The sequence below is a fragment of the Nitrososphaera viennensis EN76 genome, assembly GCF_000698785.1.
GTDB classification, from domain to species: domain Archaea; phylum Thermoproteota; class Nitrososphaeria; order Nitrososphaerales; family Nitrososphaeraceae; genus Nitrososphaera; species Nitrososphaera viennensis.
Window position 1 is genome coordinate 821,476 of sequence record NZ_CP007536.1, and the last position, 15,078, is coordinate 836,553.

Here is a 15,078-nt window from a genome sequence, read left to right on the forward strand (position 1 = left end):
TGACCCCGTCGCAGTTCTTGCGGTTTGAAGGGGCTGCAAACTCCCCTTCGAGATCTTTTCGACTTTGTCAATAATAAGAGTATAGCGTACTAAAATTATTTTAGTGCCAGGCAGGCGTCCAGGAGGATTTTGAGGGGTGTTATGTCAGACTCATTTTAATGTAAAAATGCTCCATATAACGCAGATTTTGTAGTCAGAATACTCGTTTTATATAGCGCGTTATGGTCATAGGGCGTTAATAGATTCCGGCAGTGTAATGCGTTGTGCTAGTCAACGGACTGATTGGCAAATTGCTGGATGCCCGTGTGGCTGAAAAACGCGCCGGCGAGATCACTTTTACAAACTCTTTTGGAGGATACATCCTCTGCAGCATAATATCCTCCTGTAATTCCGCAAAGACAAGCACGCTCCAGGGTTGGCGCGAAATTCTGGCAGATTTTGAATCTTCCTTGGCAGATCTATCAGCAGAAGAGGTAGAAGCGACCGTAATGTTGCTAGACTATTACCTGAATCACGCCGAGCCGGCCGTTATTGACGGGCGCTAGCAAGCCAAACAACATATACATACACACACATGGTTTATCTGGTTCAGCTAGTGTTTTTCTTCTATATTCAATCGACCAATAAAGTTACGTGGTTTGCCATGCTTTTGCTTTCAATCAGGATTTAACTTCAAAAATGCTGCGCTTTTTCACTTATTGGGTATTTTTGTGGCCACATTACCTATTAGCGTCACATGTATCATAGTTGCAATGCAGATCAACGGGCTAGTGAGCAAGTTACTAAAGGTCCACGCCATCCAGATGGACAAAGAAGATATCTCATTTAACGCCGGATTCGCGGACATCCTATTCAAAGCCGTAGGCGAGAACAACCCCAAAACGACCGAAAATTGGCGGTCAATCCTGTCTGAGTACCACCCGTTGCTTTTCAGCCTGTCAAGCGAGGAAATATCTGCCGTCCTGATGCTTTTCATTTATTCTACTGTGCACCGCAAAACCGCTGATGCAGGTGTGAGCCGCCTGGTCTAGCACTAATTAATCAATATTATTACTCGCATACAAGCAGATTAGAACGATCCTATTAAGGCTTGCACTCGATGATTTATCTAGATTTTGCACCACATATGGTTAATAATTTCCTGTGAGTCGCCATTATTGGCAATTGTTGTGGGTGGAAAACGGGCTGATTCAAAGGCTGATAGAGGCCCACGCCGTTGAAAGGCACCAAAATGACATTGCATTTACGAAGTCGTTCCGAAAATTCGTAGCGCGGCAACGCGGCAAGATAACCAAGGAACAGACGCTTGAAGATTGGCGGCTCATCCTAGGCGCTTACGACTACAGGCTGGTGAACTTGACAGCTGACGAGGCAGGGGCCACCATGGTCCTCCTGGAATTTTTTGCGGATAACGCAAAGACAGCCATTCCAGACGGCCGCTAGTCCATTCATGCACGCACAGATTTTGGGTGCAGCATATGATGCATATCTGTCATGCGTGCGCGTGTACAAAGGACGGCACATAACTAGGCAAATCGCGCAGGACAAGATTCCGCCCAATGGGCTGAAAGGCGCCAAGCCGGTGACTGCAAAAGAAGCGACTGCGTCAGGATTTATCTAACCAATTTATACGCCCGATGCGCACCGCGCGCACGTACACGCAATGGCTGCTGCTACTACCCTTGCCGCGATAACTGCGCACCTTTCTGCCGCAAGATGCAGGAAATTTCTTGCCGGCGACGGTATAACCTCGCCCGACTTTGTGCTCCTGCCGCTTTCAGGTGTGCTCGAAGGCGTGTCCATCGACGCAAGGGCCGCAAGAAAAAGCCTGCCGGCGCTCGGCGAGACGTTTAACATCGCCAAGAACCTCGATGAGTACCAGAGCAGGATATGCACGCTCGTCCCGTCGCTTGCAGACAAGAACCCTGCCAAGATGCAGCTGCAGAAATACAGGATAGGCATCATTGCAGCCTTTGCAAGGCTTGCCCCACTCGTCAGGGCAGGCGGCGTCGCAGAGTGGAACAGGCACGCAAGGCTTCTCCTTGAAGAGGCGTCAAACGCCTATGTCGCCGCGTCGACACCAGGGCAAAAGCAGTACGCGGCAAGCATGGTAGAGGCGTTTTCCTTCTTTGGCGTGCCAGAGGAGCAGGTCGACGCCGCGCTAGCCCGGATGTATGGCAGTGCCGGCTCGCACGGCCAGCTGTCTTCTTTTCAGGACAACTGACCAGCCAACCAACCAATCAATCAGTTTCCCACACAGATGCCTGCGGGAAAGGCTTTAAAGAGCAAGAGATACTCAAGAAAGTAGTAGTGTCTGCCGGAGAGATCCAATTTGTGTATTCTGCAAAGGAAATGCCCAAGTTTGCGACCGAGCCCCATCTGGTGTGCGGCTTTCCAGGTTCGGGCTATGTCGGCAAGCTGGCAATAGACCACCTCATACAGGAGCTCCACGCAGAGCATCTTGTCGACATCTATTCAAGCTCTTTTCCGCCGCAGGTGATGATACGCACCGACGGCACGGCAGACCTCATGAAAAACAGCATATTTTCATGGCAGGACAAAGAGACGAGCCTGCTCCTTCTCACGGGCGACTCGCAGCCGTCAAACCCCGATTCGGAATACGCGCTTGCAGAGCAGATACTTGACTTTGGCGCGCGGCTTGGCGCAAAGCAGGTGTTCACGCTTGCGGCGTACATAACAGGCGTCTTTGTGGACAAGCCCCGCGTCTTTGGCACTGCCACCGACGCTTCCATTGTCGGCGATTTTGCGTCGCACGGCGTGTCTCTCATGGACAGCGGCAGCATCAACGGGATGAACGGCCTTGTAATCGGGATAGCGAAACTGCGCGGCATAAAGGGCACGTGCCTCTTGGGCGAGACGTCCGGCTATGTGGTTGACGCCAAGGCGTCAAAGGCGGTGCTAGAGGCGCTGCTTTCCATCATAAATGTCAACGTGGACATGTCAAACCTTGAAAAACGCGCAAAAGACACAGAGATGTTGATACAGACGATAGAGCAGCAGATGTCTGGAAGAGGCGGGCTGACCCAGGAAGGCCAGCAGCAGCCTCAAAAGCCACGCAACACGGGATACATCAGTTAGTTGATCAGGCTTTTGTCAGCTTGCCGAACTTGCCGACGCTGATGCTGTTTTCGCCCTTGAACGTGTTGATGTAGCCGTTTTCTACCGAGATCCTGTCGCCGGCCTGGATCTTGTTGATGTCGTCGCCCCACAGTGACAGCTTTATGCTGCCGCTGTCGTCAGAGATTATGGCATCGGCCACGGTGTTTGTGCCGCCTGCCTTCAGGTTCACGGTCCTTGGCTGGCCGACAGAGTCCACCTTGGCGGTGACGCTGACGTTGCGCATACCGGCCTTCAGTTCGCTTATCTTCATGCCAGAAGGATGAGAATATTCTCGTAATAAAGGTTAGGTTTCAAGTTTCGTCACGACCTGCGAAAAGCCACAGTCCGTGCACACCACCTTGGTGCCTGCAACGGTCCTGTCTCGAACCTCGTGCACAGTCTTTGTGTGGCACTTTATGCAAAGCCTGTTTATTGTCTCGGGTTTTGCCATTCTCCCATTAACGGTTGTATGTACTGCCACATTAACTTTAAGGCGCAAGCATGAAATAAGGACGGAGAGGCAGGGCACTTACCGCTTGCGTGGAGGGGTAGCGAAGCCCGGTCAAACGCGCAGGACTCAAGATCAATGCGCATGCATGACGACATCAGTTACTCCCGCAACACCTACACGAGCGCGGGATGAGTGATCCCGTCCCTCAGGGGTTCGTGGGTTCGAATCCCACCCCCTCCACCATGTTCTCAAAAACAAAGGTTCAAATCCTTTTTTTGGCCTGCTCAAAAACGTGGCGCGCAAGTCGGCAGTCCTCATCCCGGTCATAATCGCCGCCGTGGCCATAGGCGGGCTTGGGCTTGCGTTTATCCCGCCGGACATCAAGGAGCGAAACGCGGATTTTCCAAAGGGCACGGTGCGCATAAACGACGACGTGATAACGGTCGAGGTGGCGCAGTCGGTCGCAGAGAAGCAGCGCTGGCTCACATTTCGGCAGGACAAGCTACCGATTGACACTGCCATGCTGATGAAGTACGACAAGCCGGACCTCTACGACATATGGATGCTCAACGTGAACTACAACCTTGACCTAATATGGTTTGACCAGGGCGGCAACGCGGTCTACATGAAAAAGGACGTCCCGCCGTGCGGACATGTACTTGACCAGCAGGGCTGCACGTACAAGACCACCAAGCCGTCGATGTACATTCTGGCCGGGACTGCAGGGTTTGCAGATGCTCACAAGATAGATATCGGGACAAAGATGAACATCATTTCGGCCTAGCTTCACTTTACATGAATGATCGAGAAGGAGCAGTAGCAGTAGTGGCATGGGCGCCGGCCATTGGAAGTCAGAAGGTGGCACGGAGCGGCCGGCGCCCGGTTTGTGTGTATTTTATATGCAGCTAGCCCAATTCAACCACCGCGTCTGAGATCGACGGGACCATCCTCTTTACAGAGAGGAGCGCGCCAGTAGGCACTATCACTTCGGTGTTGATAGTATCCAGCGACGTCGGCCTGTCGGCATTTTTGAACATCACGAGAACCACGGCGTTCTCGCCAAGGTCAAGGATGGAATTGTCGTTCTTGTTGACAGTAAAGTAGACCAGGGCGGATGTCTCGTTCAGACCACTTCCAGCCCACGGGAGCTGGTTTATCATGCCGGCGTTTTTGGCCGCTACTATGGCTGCCGTGCTGTTAGAGTACGTGCCGTTTGAGAGTATTCCCTTGTAAGTGCTCTCAAGTACAAGGTTCTTGCTGTAGTACCTTATGGCAGTGTTCTCCGTCTCGATATTTACCGACTGTCCGCCGGGCGAAACCTTGATTGGCACAGCGTAGTAGGTGAGCCTGTTCTGCGTCACGTTGCCGTGCCCTGTTACGCCGCCTGTGATTTCCATTGCGCTGCTTGCTTCGTCCAGTCCTGACGAGATTGTAGTCTTTGCCTTCTGCGTGGTCGAGAAACCCATGTTCAGGATGACAAACGAGAGAGCTGCTGCCACCATGACAAAGGCGATCAGCACTATTGCAGATTCAATGCCGATCACGCCACGCCTGAACTTTTGCCTTTGCTTCGACTTCATATGCCACTAGTCTGGGGCTTTCTGGAATTAAGCTCAAGTATGTACTCTAGAACGAGCTAGGTACACACACATACAACCTTGCAAGCCCCCTCCGGCCCGGCGTGCCGGCGTCCACGCGCACACACATACAGATATGTGTATACGGATATTCATACAAACCTTGTAAAACGCGAATAGCCACCCGGGAATACACCGGCGTGTCGCTTGAAAACATTACCAAGAGATTTGTAGATCTCGGGCTCTCGGAAGAAGAGGCCACGGTCCTCAGAGACCTGTACCTGGCAGGCGAATCCAAGGCCGGGGACCTTGCAAGGTCGTCTGGGCTTGCCAGAATCAAGGTATACAGGATACTTGACAGGCTGCAAGGAATGAACATAGTAGAGTCCACCATGGGCAGGCCGGTCATTTTTTCCCCAATCCCTCCCGACAGCGCAATTGAGAGGCTGATAGAGCACGCGGCCAGGAAACTTGAGACGATGCAGGTCGCGCGCGAGGAAGTGATAAAGGAGCTTTCCAGGTTCAAGCTGCAGGAAAGGCCGCAGGTTGAAGCCAAGTACAGGATTATCCAGGGCAAGCGGCAGATCTACCCGTGGATAGCCAAGATGGCCGCCTCTGCAGGTTCTGAAATCCTTGCATATGTCGAAAGGGAGGATTTGAGAAAGATCTACTACACTGACATCCCTGAAGAGCTTGCAAAAGCAAGAAAGAGGGGCGTAAAGGTCAGGATACTGACGGACGTGGACTATTCGCTTGCGGCAACTGTCAAGGACTATGCAGGGTACGCGGACATCAGGCACACCAGGATCCCCGGGATGAGCATCCTGCTCGTCATCGATGAATCAGAACTTGTCGTGTCGGCCACGACAAAGGTAGAAGGAGCCACCGACGTGGCTTTGTGGATGAACGGCAAGAACTTTGTGGCAGGAATAAAGGGTCTCCTCGGCGAAAGCTGGGAGAACGCCATCAGCGCCCAGACAAGGATAAACATCATGAAGGAAGGCGGCAAGGCCCTCCAGGACATCCTCATAGTCAGGGGCACGCAGTCGATAGGCGAGTTCTACAAAGGCATGCTTTCAAGGGCCAAAAAGAAGGTGCTGCATATCTCTGTCCCGTACGACACCGAGTTTTTCGGGACACTTGCGAGCGACTCGCTTGCGTGGGCTGGCAGGAAGGTGGAGATGCAGGTCCTGACTGCGATCGACGGATCATCGCTTGGCGACATAAGAGACCTTGGCGAAAGGTGCAAGATCCGGCACGTAGATGCAAGGGCAGGAGTCAACATCACAATTGTGGACGGAGAGGAGGTCATGCTCACGCCAGCAGCCGGAGGGGCAAAGAGCCGCAGCCAGAGCGCGATATGGTCAAACGTACGCGACTATGTCGAGCACTACAGGATCATGTTTGACAACCTCTGGTCTTCGTCGACTGCAATGCCTGACAGAATAGTGCTTGTCGAGGCGCAGGCAAAGGTTGCAGAGATGGCATCGTCAATGCGCCGGCTGCTTGAAGGCGCAGGATTTAGGATCCAAAAGGCGATAAAGGGCACGAGCGGCTTTGTGCACGAGTTTTCCATCGTGGCCGCAAGAGAGCACGGCACGGCTGTCGTCGTGGTCGACATAGCCGGCCCTGAAAAACCCGACCTGCAGGCGGCAGTGATAGGGTTCGTCGTCAAGTGCATGGACATAAAGGCTGACAGCAAACTCCTAGTCACGCTTTCAGACCCTGCAGAAATGCAGGCTTCGATAAAGTCCTTCCATAGCGGCATCACGGTCGCAGGCGCAGGCGACGCTGAAAAGGCGCTCAGAAAGATGATAGGGGTACAAGAGAAGCAACAACAGATTACCACGGCCTAGACTGATTGTTGCATATCCCTCGCATGCATGTGCGTGTATGTCCGTCCGTATGGATTTTGACACAATCCCCGTTTTATCCCCGTGCCTGTAAAGCATAGACGATATCACGCCATGAACAAAGCCAATCTCAAAGATACTACAATACATCAACATGAAAAAATGGTACGACTGCATGTTTCCGGGCTCAAGGCCCTATGTGCAGGAGGAAGGCGCAAGTGAAGAACCCTCTTTCCAACAGCCTGAACGGGCGCCTGATCTCGCTCTTCATCGCAATGTCCGTGGTTCCGCTGGCGGCCATTGCAGTGCTCAGCTTCAATTCTGCGCAGGACGCGTTGAGCAACAAGATAAGCAACGAGCTGCATTCGCTGGCAGTAAGCAGGATGGAGGCAGTCAAGATCCTCAACGAGATGCGCCTGCAGCAAGCGTCAACCTTTGCTTCAGGGGAAAGGGTGCAAGACCTGTTCCAGCTGTACAATGCCAAGGAAGCAGGGGCCAGCATAGACGAGTCGCAGCTGAAAGAGGCATCCAGCACGTTAATGGGCGAATTTTCCGAGTTCAAGGAAGCGACAGGAGGGGATAAGGACGGATTCTACAAAATAAAGACGGTTTCGATGCATGGCACGGTGTTCTATTCCTCCTCCGACGGCTCGGAGGTCGGAAAGAGCATCGCGCAGGATCCGAACTTCCAGAAGGCAAAGCAGCAGCCGGTGTCATTCGTAGAGTATGACGCGGCCAGAAAAGAAGGAGCCCGCACGATAATAGTGCCGGTGACTGCACACGGCGGACAGGACACGATAGGCGTGGTGTATGCCAGCGTGCCAACGCACGTCGCGTCGCAGATACTCCTGAACAGGGAGGGCCTTGGCGAATCCGGCGAGACATACCTCGTAAACAGCGAGGGCCTGATGATATCCGAGTCAAGGTTCGTCGAAGGGGCCGCATTTAACCAGAGGGTCAACACCCTGCCTGTCACAGAGTGCTTTGAAAAGGGCACCGTTGTAAACGGCATCTACCCAGACTACAGGGGAATACCGGTTTATGGCGCCTCGGCGTGCGTAAAGGACGCAGGCATTGTGCTGCTTGCAGAGTACGACGTTGCAGAGATCAACGCGCCAATCACGCAGCTCCAGAACCAGTACCTCCTGCTTGGAGGGCCGATAGTGGGGGCAGTAGGCGTCGCGGCATTTTTCATTTCGCGGTCGATTTCAAGGCCAATAGCCGTCATCAGCAGGGCGGCGCAGAACGTAAGCAAAGGCGACCTGACCGTAAAAATGGGCGAAGTAAAATCCAAGGACGAGATCGGGATACTTTCCAAGTCGTTCACGGACATGATTGGAAATATACGCGAGCTCGTCAAGCAGGCCCAGGACAACTCGATCACAATCTCATCGACGGCGGAACAGATGGCCGCGTCGACAGAGGAGGTTAACGCGTCCATCAATCAGGTCTCAACAAGCGTCCAGCAGATTGCAAAGGGAACCCAGGATCAGGCCAAGAGGCTTGAAGAGAACAACAGGATCGCAGAAGAGCTGAGGACGACCATGAAAGGCGTGTCCAGGTCTGCAGAAGAAGTCGCCGGCCAGGCTATGCAGACAGGCAAGACGGCGCAGGCAGGGCAAACGGCCGCATCTGACGCCGCCCAGAGGATGACAAAGATACATGACTTTGTCAACAAGGCGGTTTCGGACATCAAGGGAATAAGCGAAAAGTCTGCCCAGATTGCATCTGCCCTTGGCGTCATCAACACCATCTCGGACAAGACCAACCTGCTTGCCCTCAACGCCGCCATAGAGGCGGCAAGGGCTGGAGAGGCGGGCAAGGGCTTTGCCGTCGTGGCAGACGAGGTAAAGCGCCTGGCCGAAGGGTCGCTCAAGGCATCCGAGGAGATAGCAAAGCTGGTGGACGAAATCAAGACTACCATCGAGGCGTCGGTGCAGAACATCGAGTCCGGCTCCAAGGAAGTGTACGAGGGAACAGACATCATAAACAAGGCCCTCTCTTCGCTTGAAGCCATATCGACCGAGGCGCTGCAGACGGCCAAGAAGGTTCAGGAAATAGCGTCCAGCACCCAGAACCAGGTCAGGGCGGCTGAAAATGTCACAAAGCTGACCGCGGAAGTGGCATCGGTTGCTGAAGAAACGGCAGCTTCGGCAGAAGAAGTGTCAGCGGCAACAGAGCAGCAGACAGCCAGCATGCAGGAAGTCACCAACGCGGCGCAAGAGCTTGCCAAGATAGCTGAAAAGTCGCAGGGCCTGATAACCAAGTTCAAGACCGACCACGCAGGCGAGCATGAACAGGATGAGGAGGAGGAGGAAAAGGCCGCCCCTGCGGCGCCCGCCGGGGAAACCAGGCCGGGTCTGGGCAAGCCACTCAAGCTAAAGACTCCTTTTGTAAGGAAGGAGGGTCGAAAACCGATGCTTGGCCGGATTAAAGCAATACACGGTGGAGGAGGAGATCAGAAAGAAGAGGCAGTGAACTAGAGGCAGTAAAACCATCCCTTTTTCGCGGTGCCAGGCAAAGTCAAGCGTCGCTTGAAAGCTTGGCACCTTTGCGATATTCCAGGATTGCTTCCTTTATCGAGTCAAGAAGATGCTTGAGCGTCAAGTTAGACAGCAGGTAAAAATCATCTACAGGAATGCCTAGCTGCTTGAACTCGCGATACAGCATTTCCCGCTCGGCATCCTTTTTCAAGGCTGAAAAAAGCCAGTAAAACCGTATATTTGAATTTTATCATGGTATTTTCTATAACAAAGTCCAGTATGTTAGACGTGCCACCGGGAATAGCACGACTCATCGCTCGTCTGGGCCACATAGTCCCGGCAATCCATGCTTGCCCGGATCTTTAGGGCGACAGACGCAACGGGATTGCTTTGATCCAGGTCCAGCCCAGCCGCCAGGTCAGCCATATGGTACATGGCAGTAAAGAAGGCGTAAAACCCAAGGACGCAATAGGCGGCAAGGTATAGAAGAATTCGACGCGATGTCCTCTCACTCAATGCACTTGTACGTATGTTTTTTGACAGCCCAATTGTTATATACTTTTTTGCAGGCCCCGTCCGCGCGGCGGTTGTCAAACCGTATTAGACATACTTGTTCTTTTAATCGCCATTTGTCTACTGCCAGCACATATATGCACGTGGAACACGCACAGGAAAATGCCAAGGACAGCTCTTCGCTGGAGACAGTGGCCAAGCTGTCGGAGATGCTTTCCTCCAAGACAGAGACCGCAATCAACGAGATAGACCACATCAACGGCGAGACGCAGGTCCTTGCAATCAACGCGCTGATAGAGGCAAGCAGGGCTGGGGAAGCTGGCAAGGCATTCAGCGTCGTTGCCGAGGAAATGAGCAGGCTTTCTCGGAAAATAGTTGACACCACAGACAAGCTGAGAAAGGAAAGCAGGGGCACCATAAGCGAGCTGAAGAACCTTATCAAGATGCAGGCCACGAACATCAGGGGCATACGGCTCTCCGATCTTGCGCTGACCAACATCGACCTGATAGACCGCAACCTGTACGAAAGGTCGTGCGACGTCCGCTGGTGGGCCAAGGACTCAAGCATGGTCGCAGCCCTGTCCGAAAAGACCCAAGAAGGCCGCGACATGGCATCCACGCGCCTCGGGGTAATCTTGGACGCTTATACTGTGTATTTCGACCTGGTCCTGTGCGACGTCGAGGGAAACGTCATTGCAAACGGCAGGCCGCAGCAGTTCAGGTCGCAGGGCACGAACCAGCGCAACACGGCGTGGTTCGAGTCAGCGATGAGCACCGCTTCAAACGACCAGTTCGGGTTCCAGACGGTCCACAGGTCTCCCCTGGTAAACGACCAGATGGCAGTCATCTTTTCATGCTGCGTCAGAGAAAACTGCCAGAGCAACGGCAGGGTGCTTGGCGTCCTTGGAACGGTGTTCAACTGGGAAGCGCTGGCGCAGGAGGTCGTCAACAAGACTCCCCTGAGCAAGGAAGAAAAGGCCAACAGCAGGGTCTGCATAGTAGACGGAAAGGGCACCGTCCTTGCAGACACCAACGGCAGGGTGCTCGAAGAAAGCATACACTTTGCAGGAGATATCGAGGTATACGGCACGAACAAGGGCTTTGTCATGAAAAAGTACAACGACAGCGACTCGTGCATCGCGTACGCAGCTTCAACGGGCTACGAGACCTATTCCTCAGGATGGCATTCGATTATCATCCAGAAGCTGAATGCAGGGTGATGATTTGTTTTCCATCAATCCATCCATGTCCATTTTTGCATGGCCGATTTTTCACGTGCGCGATTTGACATACTTGACCATATTAACGCCAGCACCATACAAGACAAACGTGAGTGAGATGGTCGGCAACAGAATGATCACACGCATAATAAACCGGATGCATCATCGCATCCCGCGCAGGCCGGAGGGACAACATCCATCATGAGCTCGGCGTCGACATCAGCAGCCTTGGCAGACAGCTCGTCGCAGATCCTGGTATTCAGTCTGCTAGAAGAAGGGCTGTCAAGGAGGATGGACTATGGAGTTGAGGTGAGCCAGGTCCAGGAGATCGGGCTTTTGGAAAACATCAGTATGGTGCCAAACGCTCCAGCATACGTAAAGGGCGTCATGAACCTGCGTGGCAAGATAATCACCATAATTGACGTAAAGCAGAAACTTGGCTTCCAGGCGATAAAAGAGGTCAACGCCTCTACCAGAATCCTGATAGTCGGAGTAGGGTCGACCCTCACGGGCCTGCTTGTGGATGAAGTAGATGAAGTCATGCGCATACCTGCAAGCGAGATCGAGCCAAACCCGGTCAGCGTTGCAGAAACGTCCCCGTACGTCAAGGGAATAGCCAAGATCCATGACAGACTCATAGTCATACTCGACTTGAAGATGCTGCTCGGCGAAGGCGGCAATAGCAGCAGCCAGGCGAGCTAGGCACAGGAGGCAAGAAAAAAGACAATGTCATCGAGAAGCTCGACAAAAATCCTCGTGGTCGACGACGCGCTTTTCATGAGGACGATACTCAAGGACATACTCCACTCAAACGGGTTTACAAACGTGCTTGAAGCAGGCGACGGTGCTGCTGCAATAGATGCATACCGCAAGAGCAGGCCGGACCTTGTCACGATGGACATCAACATGCCGGGAACAGACGGCATACAGGCGCTAAAATCGATAATTGCGATGGACCCCACGGCCAAGATAATCATGGTCACTTCTGTCGAGCAGAAGCAGATCGTACAGGAGGCCATCAAGGTCGGCGCCAAGGACTATGTGGTCAAGCCGTTTGACAGGGCGATGGTGGCTGCCGTGCTGAGCAAGGTCATGAGGGGCAGGTGACCGGCAGAAAGATGTCCTCCTCCGCCACCACCACTACAAGCACGCTTGCCAGTAACGGCTACGACAAGACCCGGGTGATGATAGTCAACGATTCGATGTACATGCGCAGCCTGTTCAGCGACCTGATATCTTCAAGCCAGAGGCTCCAGGTGTCCGACACTGCAAACGACGGACTCGATGCATTGAGGAAGATCCGCAAGAGCAGGCCGGACGTAGTGCTGCTCGATTTGGAGATGCCCAACATGGACGGGCTTTCGTTCATAGAAAACATCATGTCCGCAGATCCGCTGCCGGTGGTCCTTGTGAGCAGCTACGGGCAAAGGGGGGCAGACGTGGTATTTGACGCCCTGGAGATGGGCGCGGTGGACTTTGTGCCCATACCGCAGGACGATCCAGAAAAGATGAGAGGTCTGCGCGACACGCTAGTTTCAAAGATAGAGATAGCCGCGCAGGCAAAAAACCACCCGCGGCTGAAAACAAAGGCCGCACGCAGGCCCGAAAGAGAGGCGGCGCGCCGTTCATATTCTTCGAAGGCTGTTGCTGGCGAGGATTCGGCGGTCGTAGTCATTGGTGCTTCCACAGGAGGCCCGGGCGTGGTGGGCGAAATAATGTCCAGGCTTTCTGCAGACCTGCCGGCAGGCATACTCATAGTACAGCACATGCCGGAAGGATTCACAAAGAGCTTTGCAGACCGCCTCAACGGGATCTCCAAGATACCGGTGAGAGAGGCCAGAGAAGGCGACGCCGTCAGGGCGGGCACGGCGCTGCTTGCGCCGGGGGACTACCACCTGCTGGTCAAGCCGTCCCGCACAGTTGAACTAAACAAATCTCCAAGGAGGTTTGGAGTCAGGCCGGCCATAAACATGAGCATGGTCTCTGCCTCGCAGGTGTACGGCCGCAAGACTATCGGGGTGCTGCTGACAGGAATGGGGCATGACGGAGCCTTTGGCATGAAGATGATCAAGAGGAAGGGCGGAGTGACGGTAGGGCAGGACGAGTCTTCTTCGGTCGTCTTTGGCATGGCCAAGGCGGCAGCAGAGATGGACGCCGTGGATCGCCTGCTCCCTGCAGAGATGATACCGGAAGAGATTGAGAGGATGGTGGCAAGCATACAATGAGCAACGACGAGAACAAGTCTGCGTACAGGGACCTCTTTGTGCAAGAGGCGCACGAGCACGTGCAGAACATGAACCAGGCGCTCCTCAAGCTCGAGGAGGATCCAAAGAGCAAAGAGCACCTGGATTCTGCCTTCCGCTCTGCCCACACACTCAAGGGCATGGCGGCGACTATGGGCTACGACCAGATAAAGGAGCTTTGCAAGGCAATCGAGGAGCTGTTTGACAAGTTCCGCAAGGACGAGGAAAGGATGTCGTCAGAGATGGCCAGCTACCTCTTCAAGTGTATAGACACCATACAGGAGATGGTAGACGACGAGAACAAGAAGGTGAACATCGAGCAGTATCTCAGCGACCTGCGCAACCCGGCGGCCGTGGGCGGCGGCAAGGCCGCAAGCCAGGAAGGCGCCTCGCAGCAACAGCAACAGCAACAACAGCACTCTGCCCTTCCACAGACCATAAGGGTCAAGATGCAGGACCTGGATGCGCTTGTAGACCTTGTTGGCGAGCTTCTGATAGCCAAGATGCGCCTTGAGCAGATGGTCGGCAACACTACGACAGACAACAGGGTGCGACATACTTTTATGAGCCTAGGGAGGCTCGTCTCCGACCTGCAGTACCAGACCATGAAGCTCAGGCTGGTGCCCGTGGAGCAGATCTTCAACAGGTTCCCCCGCATGATAAGGGACCTTTCTTCAAGCCAGGGCAAGAGCCTCAAGCTGGAGATCGAAGGCCTCGGGATCGAGCTTGACCGGACGGTCCTTGACGCCATCACGGACCCGCTTCTCCACATGCTGAGAAATGCCGCGGACCACGCAATAGAGATGCCGGAGGAAAGAGAGGCGGCCGGCAAGCCGCAGACTGGCACCATAAAGCTGATCGCTTCAAAGGTGGGCGACAGGGTCATGATAACGGTCGAAGACGATGGCAGGGGCATAGACCTTGAGAAGGTCAAGGCAAAGGCGATAGAGAAAAAGATCATTACAAAAGAGGAGGCCGACTCGATGTCCGAGCAGGACATCCTCGACCTTCTGGGCACCCCGGGCCTCTCCACCGCAAAGCAGGTCACCGACATATCCGGCCGCGGAGTCGGCATGGACGTGGTCTTCAGCCAGATAGAGGCAGTGGGCGGCCAGGTCAAGATCGAAACCAGAAAGGGCAAGGGAACGCGCTTTACCATGATAATACCCCTCAGCCTCGCCATAATAGGCGGGCTACTAGTCACGATAAGCGACGAGAAGTACGTGCTGCCCCTGTCAAGCGTTATTTCCACGATGCGCGTGGACAAAAAAGACGTCAAGATTGTGCATGGCAAGGAGGTGATACTCTTCAGGGAGCAGGTTGTCCCGCTGCTGAGGACAGGCAAGTCCTTGGGGATAATATCCCAGCAGCAACAGAAAGAGCAACAACACCAGCAGCAGGCTGACGAGTACAATCACTACCTGACGGTGGTAATAGTGAACAAGAACGGCAAGCCGTACGGCCTTATCGTCGACGCGTTTGAGAGCAAGCAGGAGATAGTCGTGAAGCGCCTGGATAGTTCCAGCGCGCCGTCTTCGGTGTCGTCCGAGGCAACAATACTTGGCGACGGCAAGGTGGCGCTGATACTGGACCCTGCGCGGCTGTAGTATAAAGAGAG

General features: G+C 53.9%; 18 protein-coding genes and 1 tRNA gene. 14 read left to right on the forward strand and 5 right to left on the reverse strand.

What is annotated here, in order from left to right; translation table 11 throughout:
• Positions 1-305: 305 nt before the first annotated feature.
• The 5 genes from NVIE_RS04720 (at position 306) to NVIE_RS04740 (ending at position 3,099) form a co-directional block, all read left to right on the forward strand.
• On the forward strand, positions 306-545 hold the full coding sequence (locus NVIE_RS04720; protein WP_144239507.1) for a hypothetical protein: 240 nt from the start codon (positions 306-308) through the stop codon (positions 543-545).
• 207 nt (positions 546-752) lie between these two features.
• The gene (locus NVIE_RS04725) at positions 753-1,031 is read left to right on the forward strand and encodes a hypothetical protein (RefSeq protein ID WP_075054261.1); all 279 of its coding nucleotides are present in this window, start codon (positions 753-755) and stop codon (positions 1,029-1,031) included.
• Positions 1,032-1,173: 142 nt separating this feature from the next.
• The gene (locus NVIE_RS04730; protein WP_144239508.1) at positions 1,174-1,443 is read left to right on the forward strand and encodes a hypothetical protein; all 270 of its coding nucleotides are present in this window, start codon (positions 1,174-1,176) and stop codon (positions 1,441-1,443) included.
• Positions 1,444-1,663: 220 nt separating this feature from the next.
• Positions 1,664-2,224, forward strand: a complete 561-nt coding sequence (locus tag NVIE_RS04735) for a hypothetical protein (protein WP_075054263.1) — start codon at positions 1,664-1,666, stop codon at positions 2,222-2,224.
• 86 nt (positions 2,225-2,310) lie between these two features.
• Positions 2,311-3,099, forward strand: a complete 789-nt coding sequence (locus NVIE_RS04740; protein WP_075054264.1) for a proteasome assembly chaperone family protein — start codon at positions 2,311-2,313, stop codon at positions 3,097-3,099.
• A gap of 4 nt (positions 3,100-3,103) precedes the next feature.
• Here NVIE_RS04740 and NVIE_RS04745 read toward each other — a convergent pair whose 3' ends face one another.
• Entirely contained in the window at positions 3,104-3,391 is a 288-nt protein-coding gene (locus NVIE_RS04745) for a single stranded DNA-binding domain-containing protein (protein WP_075054265.1), read from the reverse strand.
• 33 nt (positions 3,392-3,424) lie between these two features.
• On the reverse strand, positions 3,425-3,571 hold the full coding sequence (locus NVIE_RS15280) for a hypothetical protein (RefSeq protein WP_158435093.1): 147 nt from the start codon (positions 3,569-3,571) through the stop codon (positions 3,425-3,427).
• A gap of 91 nt (positions 3,572-3,662) precedes the next feature.
• Between NVIE_RS15280 and NVIE_RS04750 the strand changes: the two genes are divergently transcribed.
• Together NVIE_RS04750 and NVIE_RS04755 are read left to right on the forward strand one after the other, a co-directional pair.
• Positions 3,663-3,814: transfer RNA gene (locus NVIE_RS04750), tRNA-Leu, on the forward strand.
• Between the two features lie 49 nt (positions 3,815-3,863).
• Positions 3,864-4,355, forward strand: a complete 492-nt coding sequence (locus NVIE_RS04755) for a DUF192 domain-containing protein (RefSeq protein ID WP_075054266.1) — start codon at positions 3,864-3,866, stop codon at positions 4,353-4,355.
• Positions 4,356-4,476: 121 nt separating this feature from the next.
• On the opposite strand, the gene NVIE_RS04760 is transcribed toward NVIE_RS04755, so the two are convergent.
• On the reverse strand, positions 4,477-5,151 hold the full coding sequence (locus NVIE_RS04760; RefSeq protein WP_075054267.1) for an archaellin/type IV pilin N-terminal domain-containing protein: 675 nt from the start codon (positions 5,149-5,151) through the stop codon (positions 4,477-4,479).
• A 197-nt stretch (positions 5,152-5,348) separates the two neighbouring features.
• On the opposite strand from NVIE_RS04760, the gene NVIE_RS04765 reads away from it, so the two are divergent.
• Both NVIE_RS04765 and NVIE_RS04770 read left to right on the forward strand, forming a co-directional pair.
• The gene (locus NVIE_RS04765; RefSeq protein ID WP_075054268.1) at positions 5,349-7,004 is read left to right on the forward strand and encodes a TrmB family transcriptional regulator; all 1,656 of its coding nucleotides are present in this window, start codon (positions 5,349-5,351) and stop codon (positions 7,002-7,004) included.
• A gap of 215 nt (positions 7,005-7,219) precedes the next feature.
• Positions 7,220-9,484, forward strand: coding sequence for a methyl-accepting chemotaxis protein (locus NVIE_RS04770; RefSeq protein ID WP_158435094.1), 2,265 nt, complete (start codon positions 7,220-7,222; stop codon positions 9,482-9,484).
• Positions 9,485-9,524: 40 nt separating this feature from the next.
• Here the strand turns inward: NVIE_RS04770 and NVIE_RS15285 are convergent, their stop codons facing one another.
• Entirely contained in the window at positions 9,525-9,695 is a 171-nt protein-coding gene (locus NVIE_RS15285; protein WP_158435095.1) for a hypothetical protein, read from the reverse strand.
• 71 nt (positions 9,696-9,766) lie between these two features.
• Positions 9,767-9,910: a hypothetical protein gene (locus NVIE_RS15290; RefSeq protein WP_158435096.1), complete on the reverse strand. Its 144-nt coding sequence runs from the start codon at positions 9,908-9,910 to the stop codon at positions 9,767-9,769.
• A gap of 224 nt (positions 9,911-10,134) precedes the next feature.
• Here NVIE_RS15290 and NVIE_RS04780 point away from each other — a divergent pair, with 224 nt between their 5' ends.
• The 5 genes from NVIE_RS04780 to NVIE_RS04800 all read left to right on the forward strand — a co-directional run bounded on the left by NVIE_RS04780 (position 10,135) and on the right by NVIE_RS04800 (position 15,067).
• Positions 10,135-11,217 carry a methyl-accepting chemotaxis protein gene (locus NVIE_RS04780; protein WP_075054271.1) on the forward strand — a complete coding sequence of 361 codons (1,083 nt, stop codon included), beginning with the start codon at positions 10,135-10,137 and terminating at the stop codon, positions 11,215-11,217.
• Between the two features lie 201 nt (positions 11,218-11,418).
• Positions 11,419-11,919, forward strand: coding sequence for a chemotaxis protein CheW (locus NVIE_RS04785; RefSeq protein WP_075054272.1), 501 nt, complete (start codon positions 11,419-11,421; stop codon positions 11,917-11,919).
• Between the two features lie 24 nt (positions 11,920-11,943).
• Entirely contained in the window at positions 11,944-12,324 is a 381-nt protein-coding gene (locus NVIE_RS04790) for a response regulator (protein ID WP_075054273.1), read from the forward strand.
• Positions 12,321-13,442: a protein-glutamate methylesterase/protein-glutamine glutaminase gene (locus NVIE_RS04795; RefSeq protein WP_084790625.1), complete on the forward strand. Its 1,122-nt coding sequence runs from the start codon at positions 12,321-12,323 to the stop codon at positions 13,440-13,442. Before NVIE_RS04790 ends, NVIE_RS04795 begins: the two co-directional genes overlap by 4 nt.
• Entirely contained in the window at positions 13,439-15,067 is a 1,629-nt protein-coding gene (locus NVIE_RS04800; protein WP_075054274.1) for a chemotaxis protein CheA, read from the forward strand. The genes NVIE_RS04795 and NVIE_RS04800 overlap by 4 nt, the downstream gene beginning before the upstream one ends.
• Positions 15,068-15,078 lie beyond the last annotated feature (11 nt).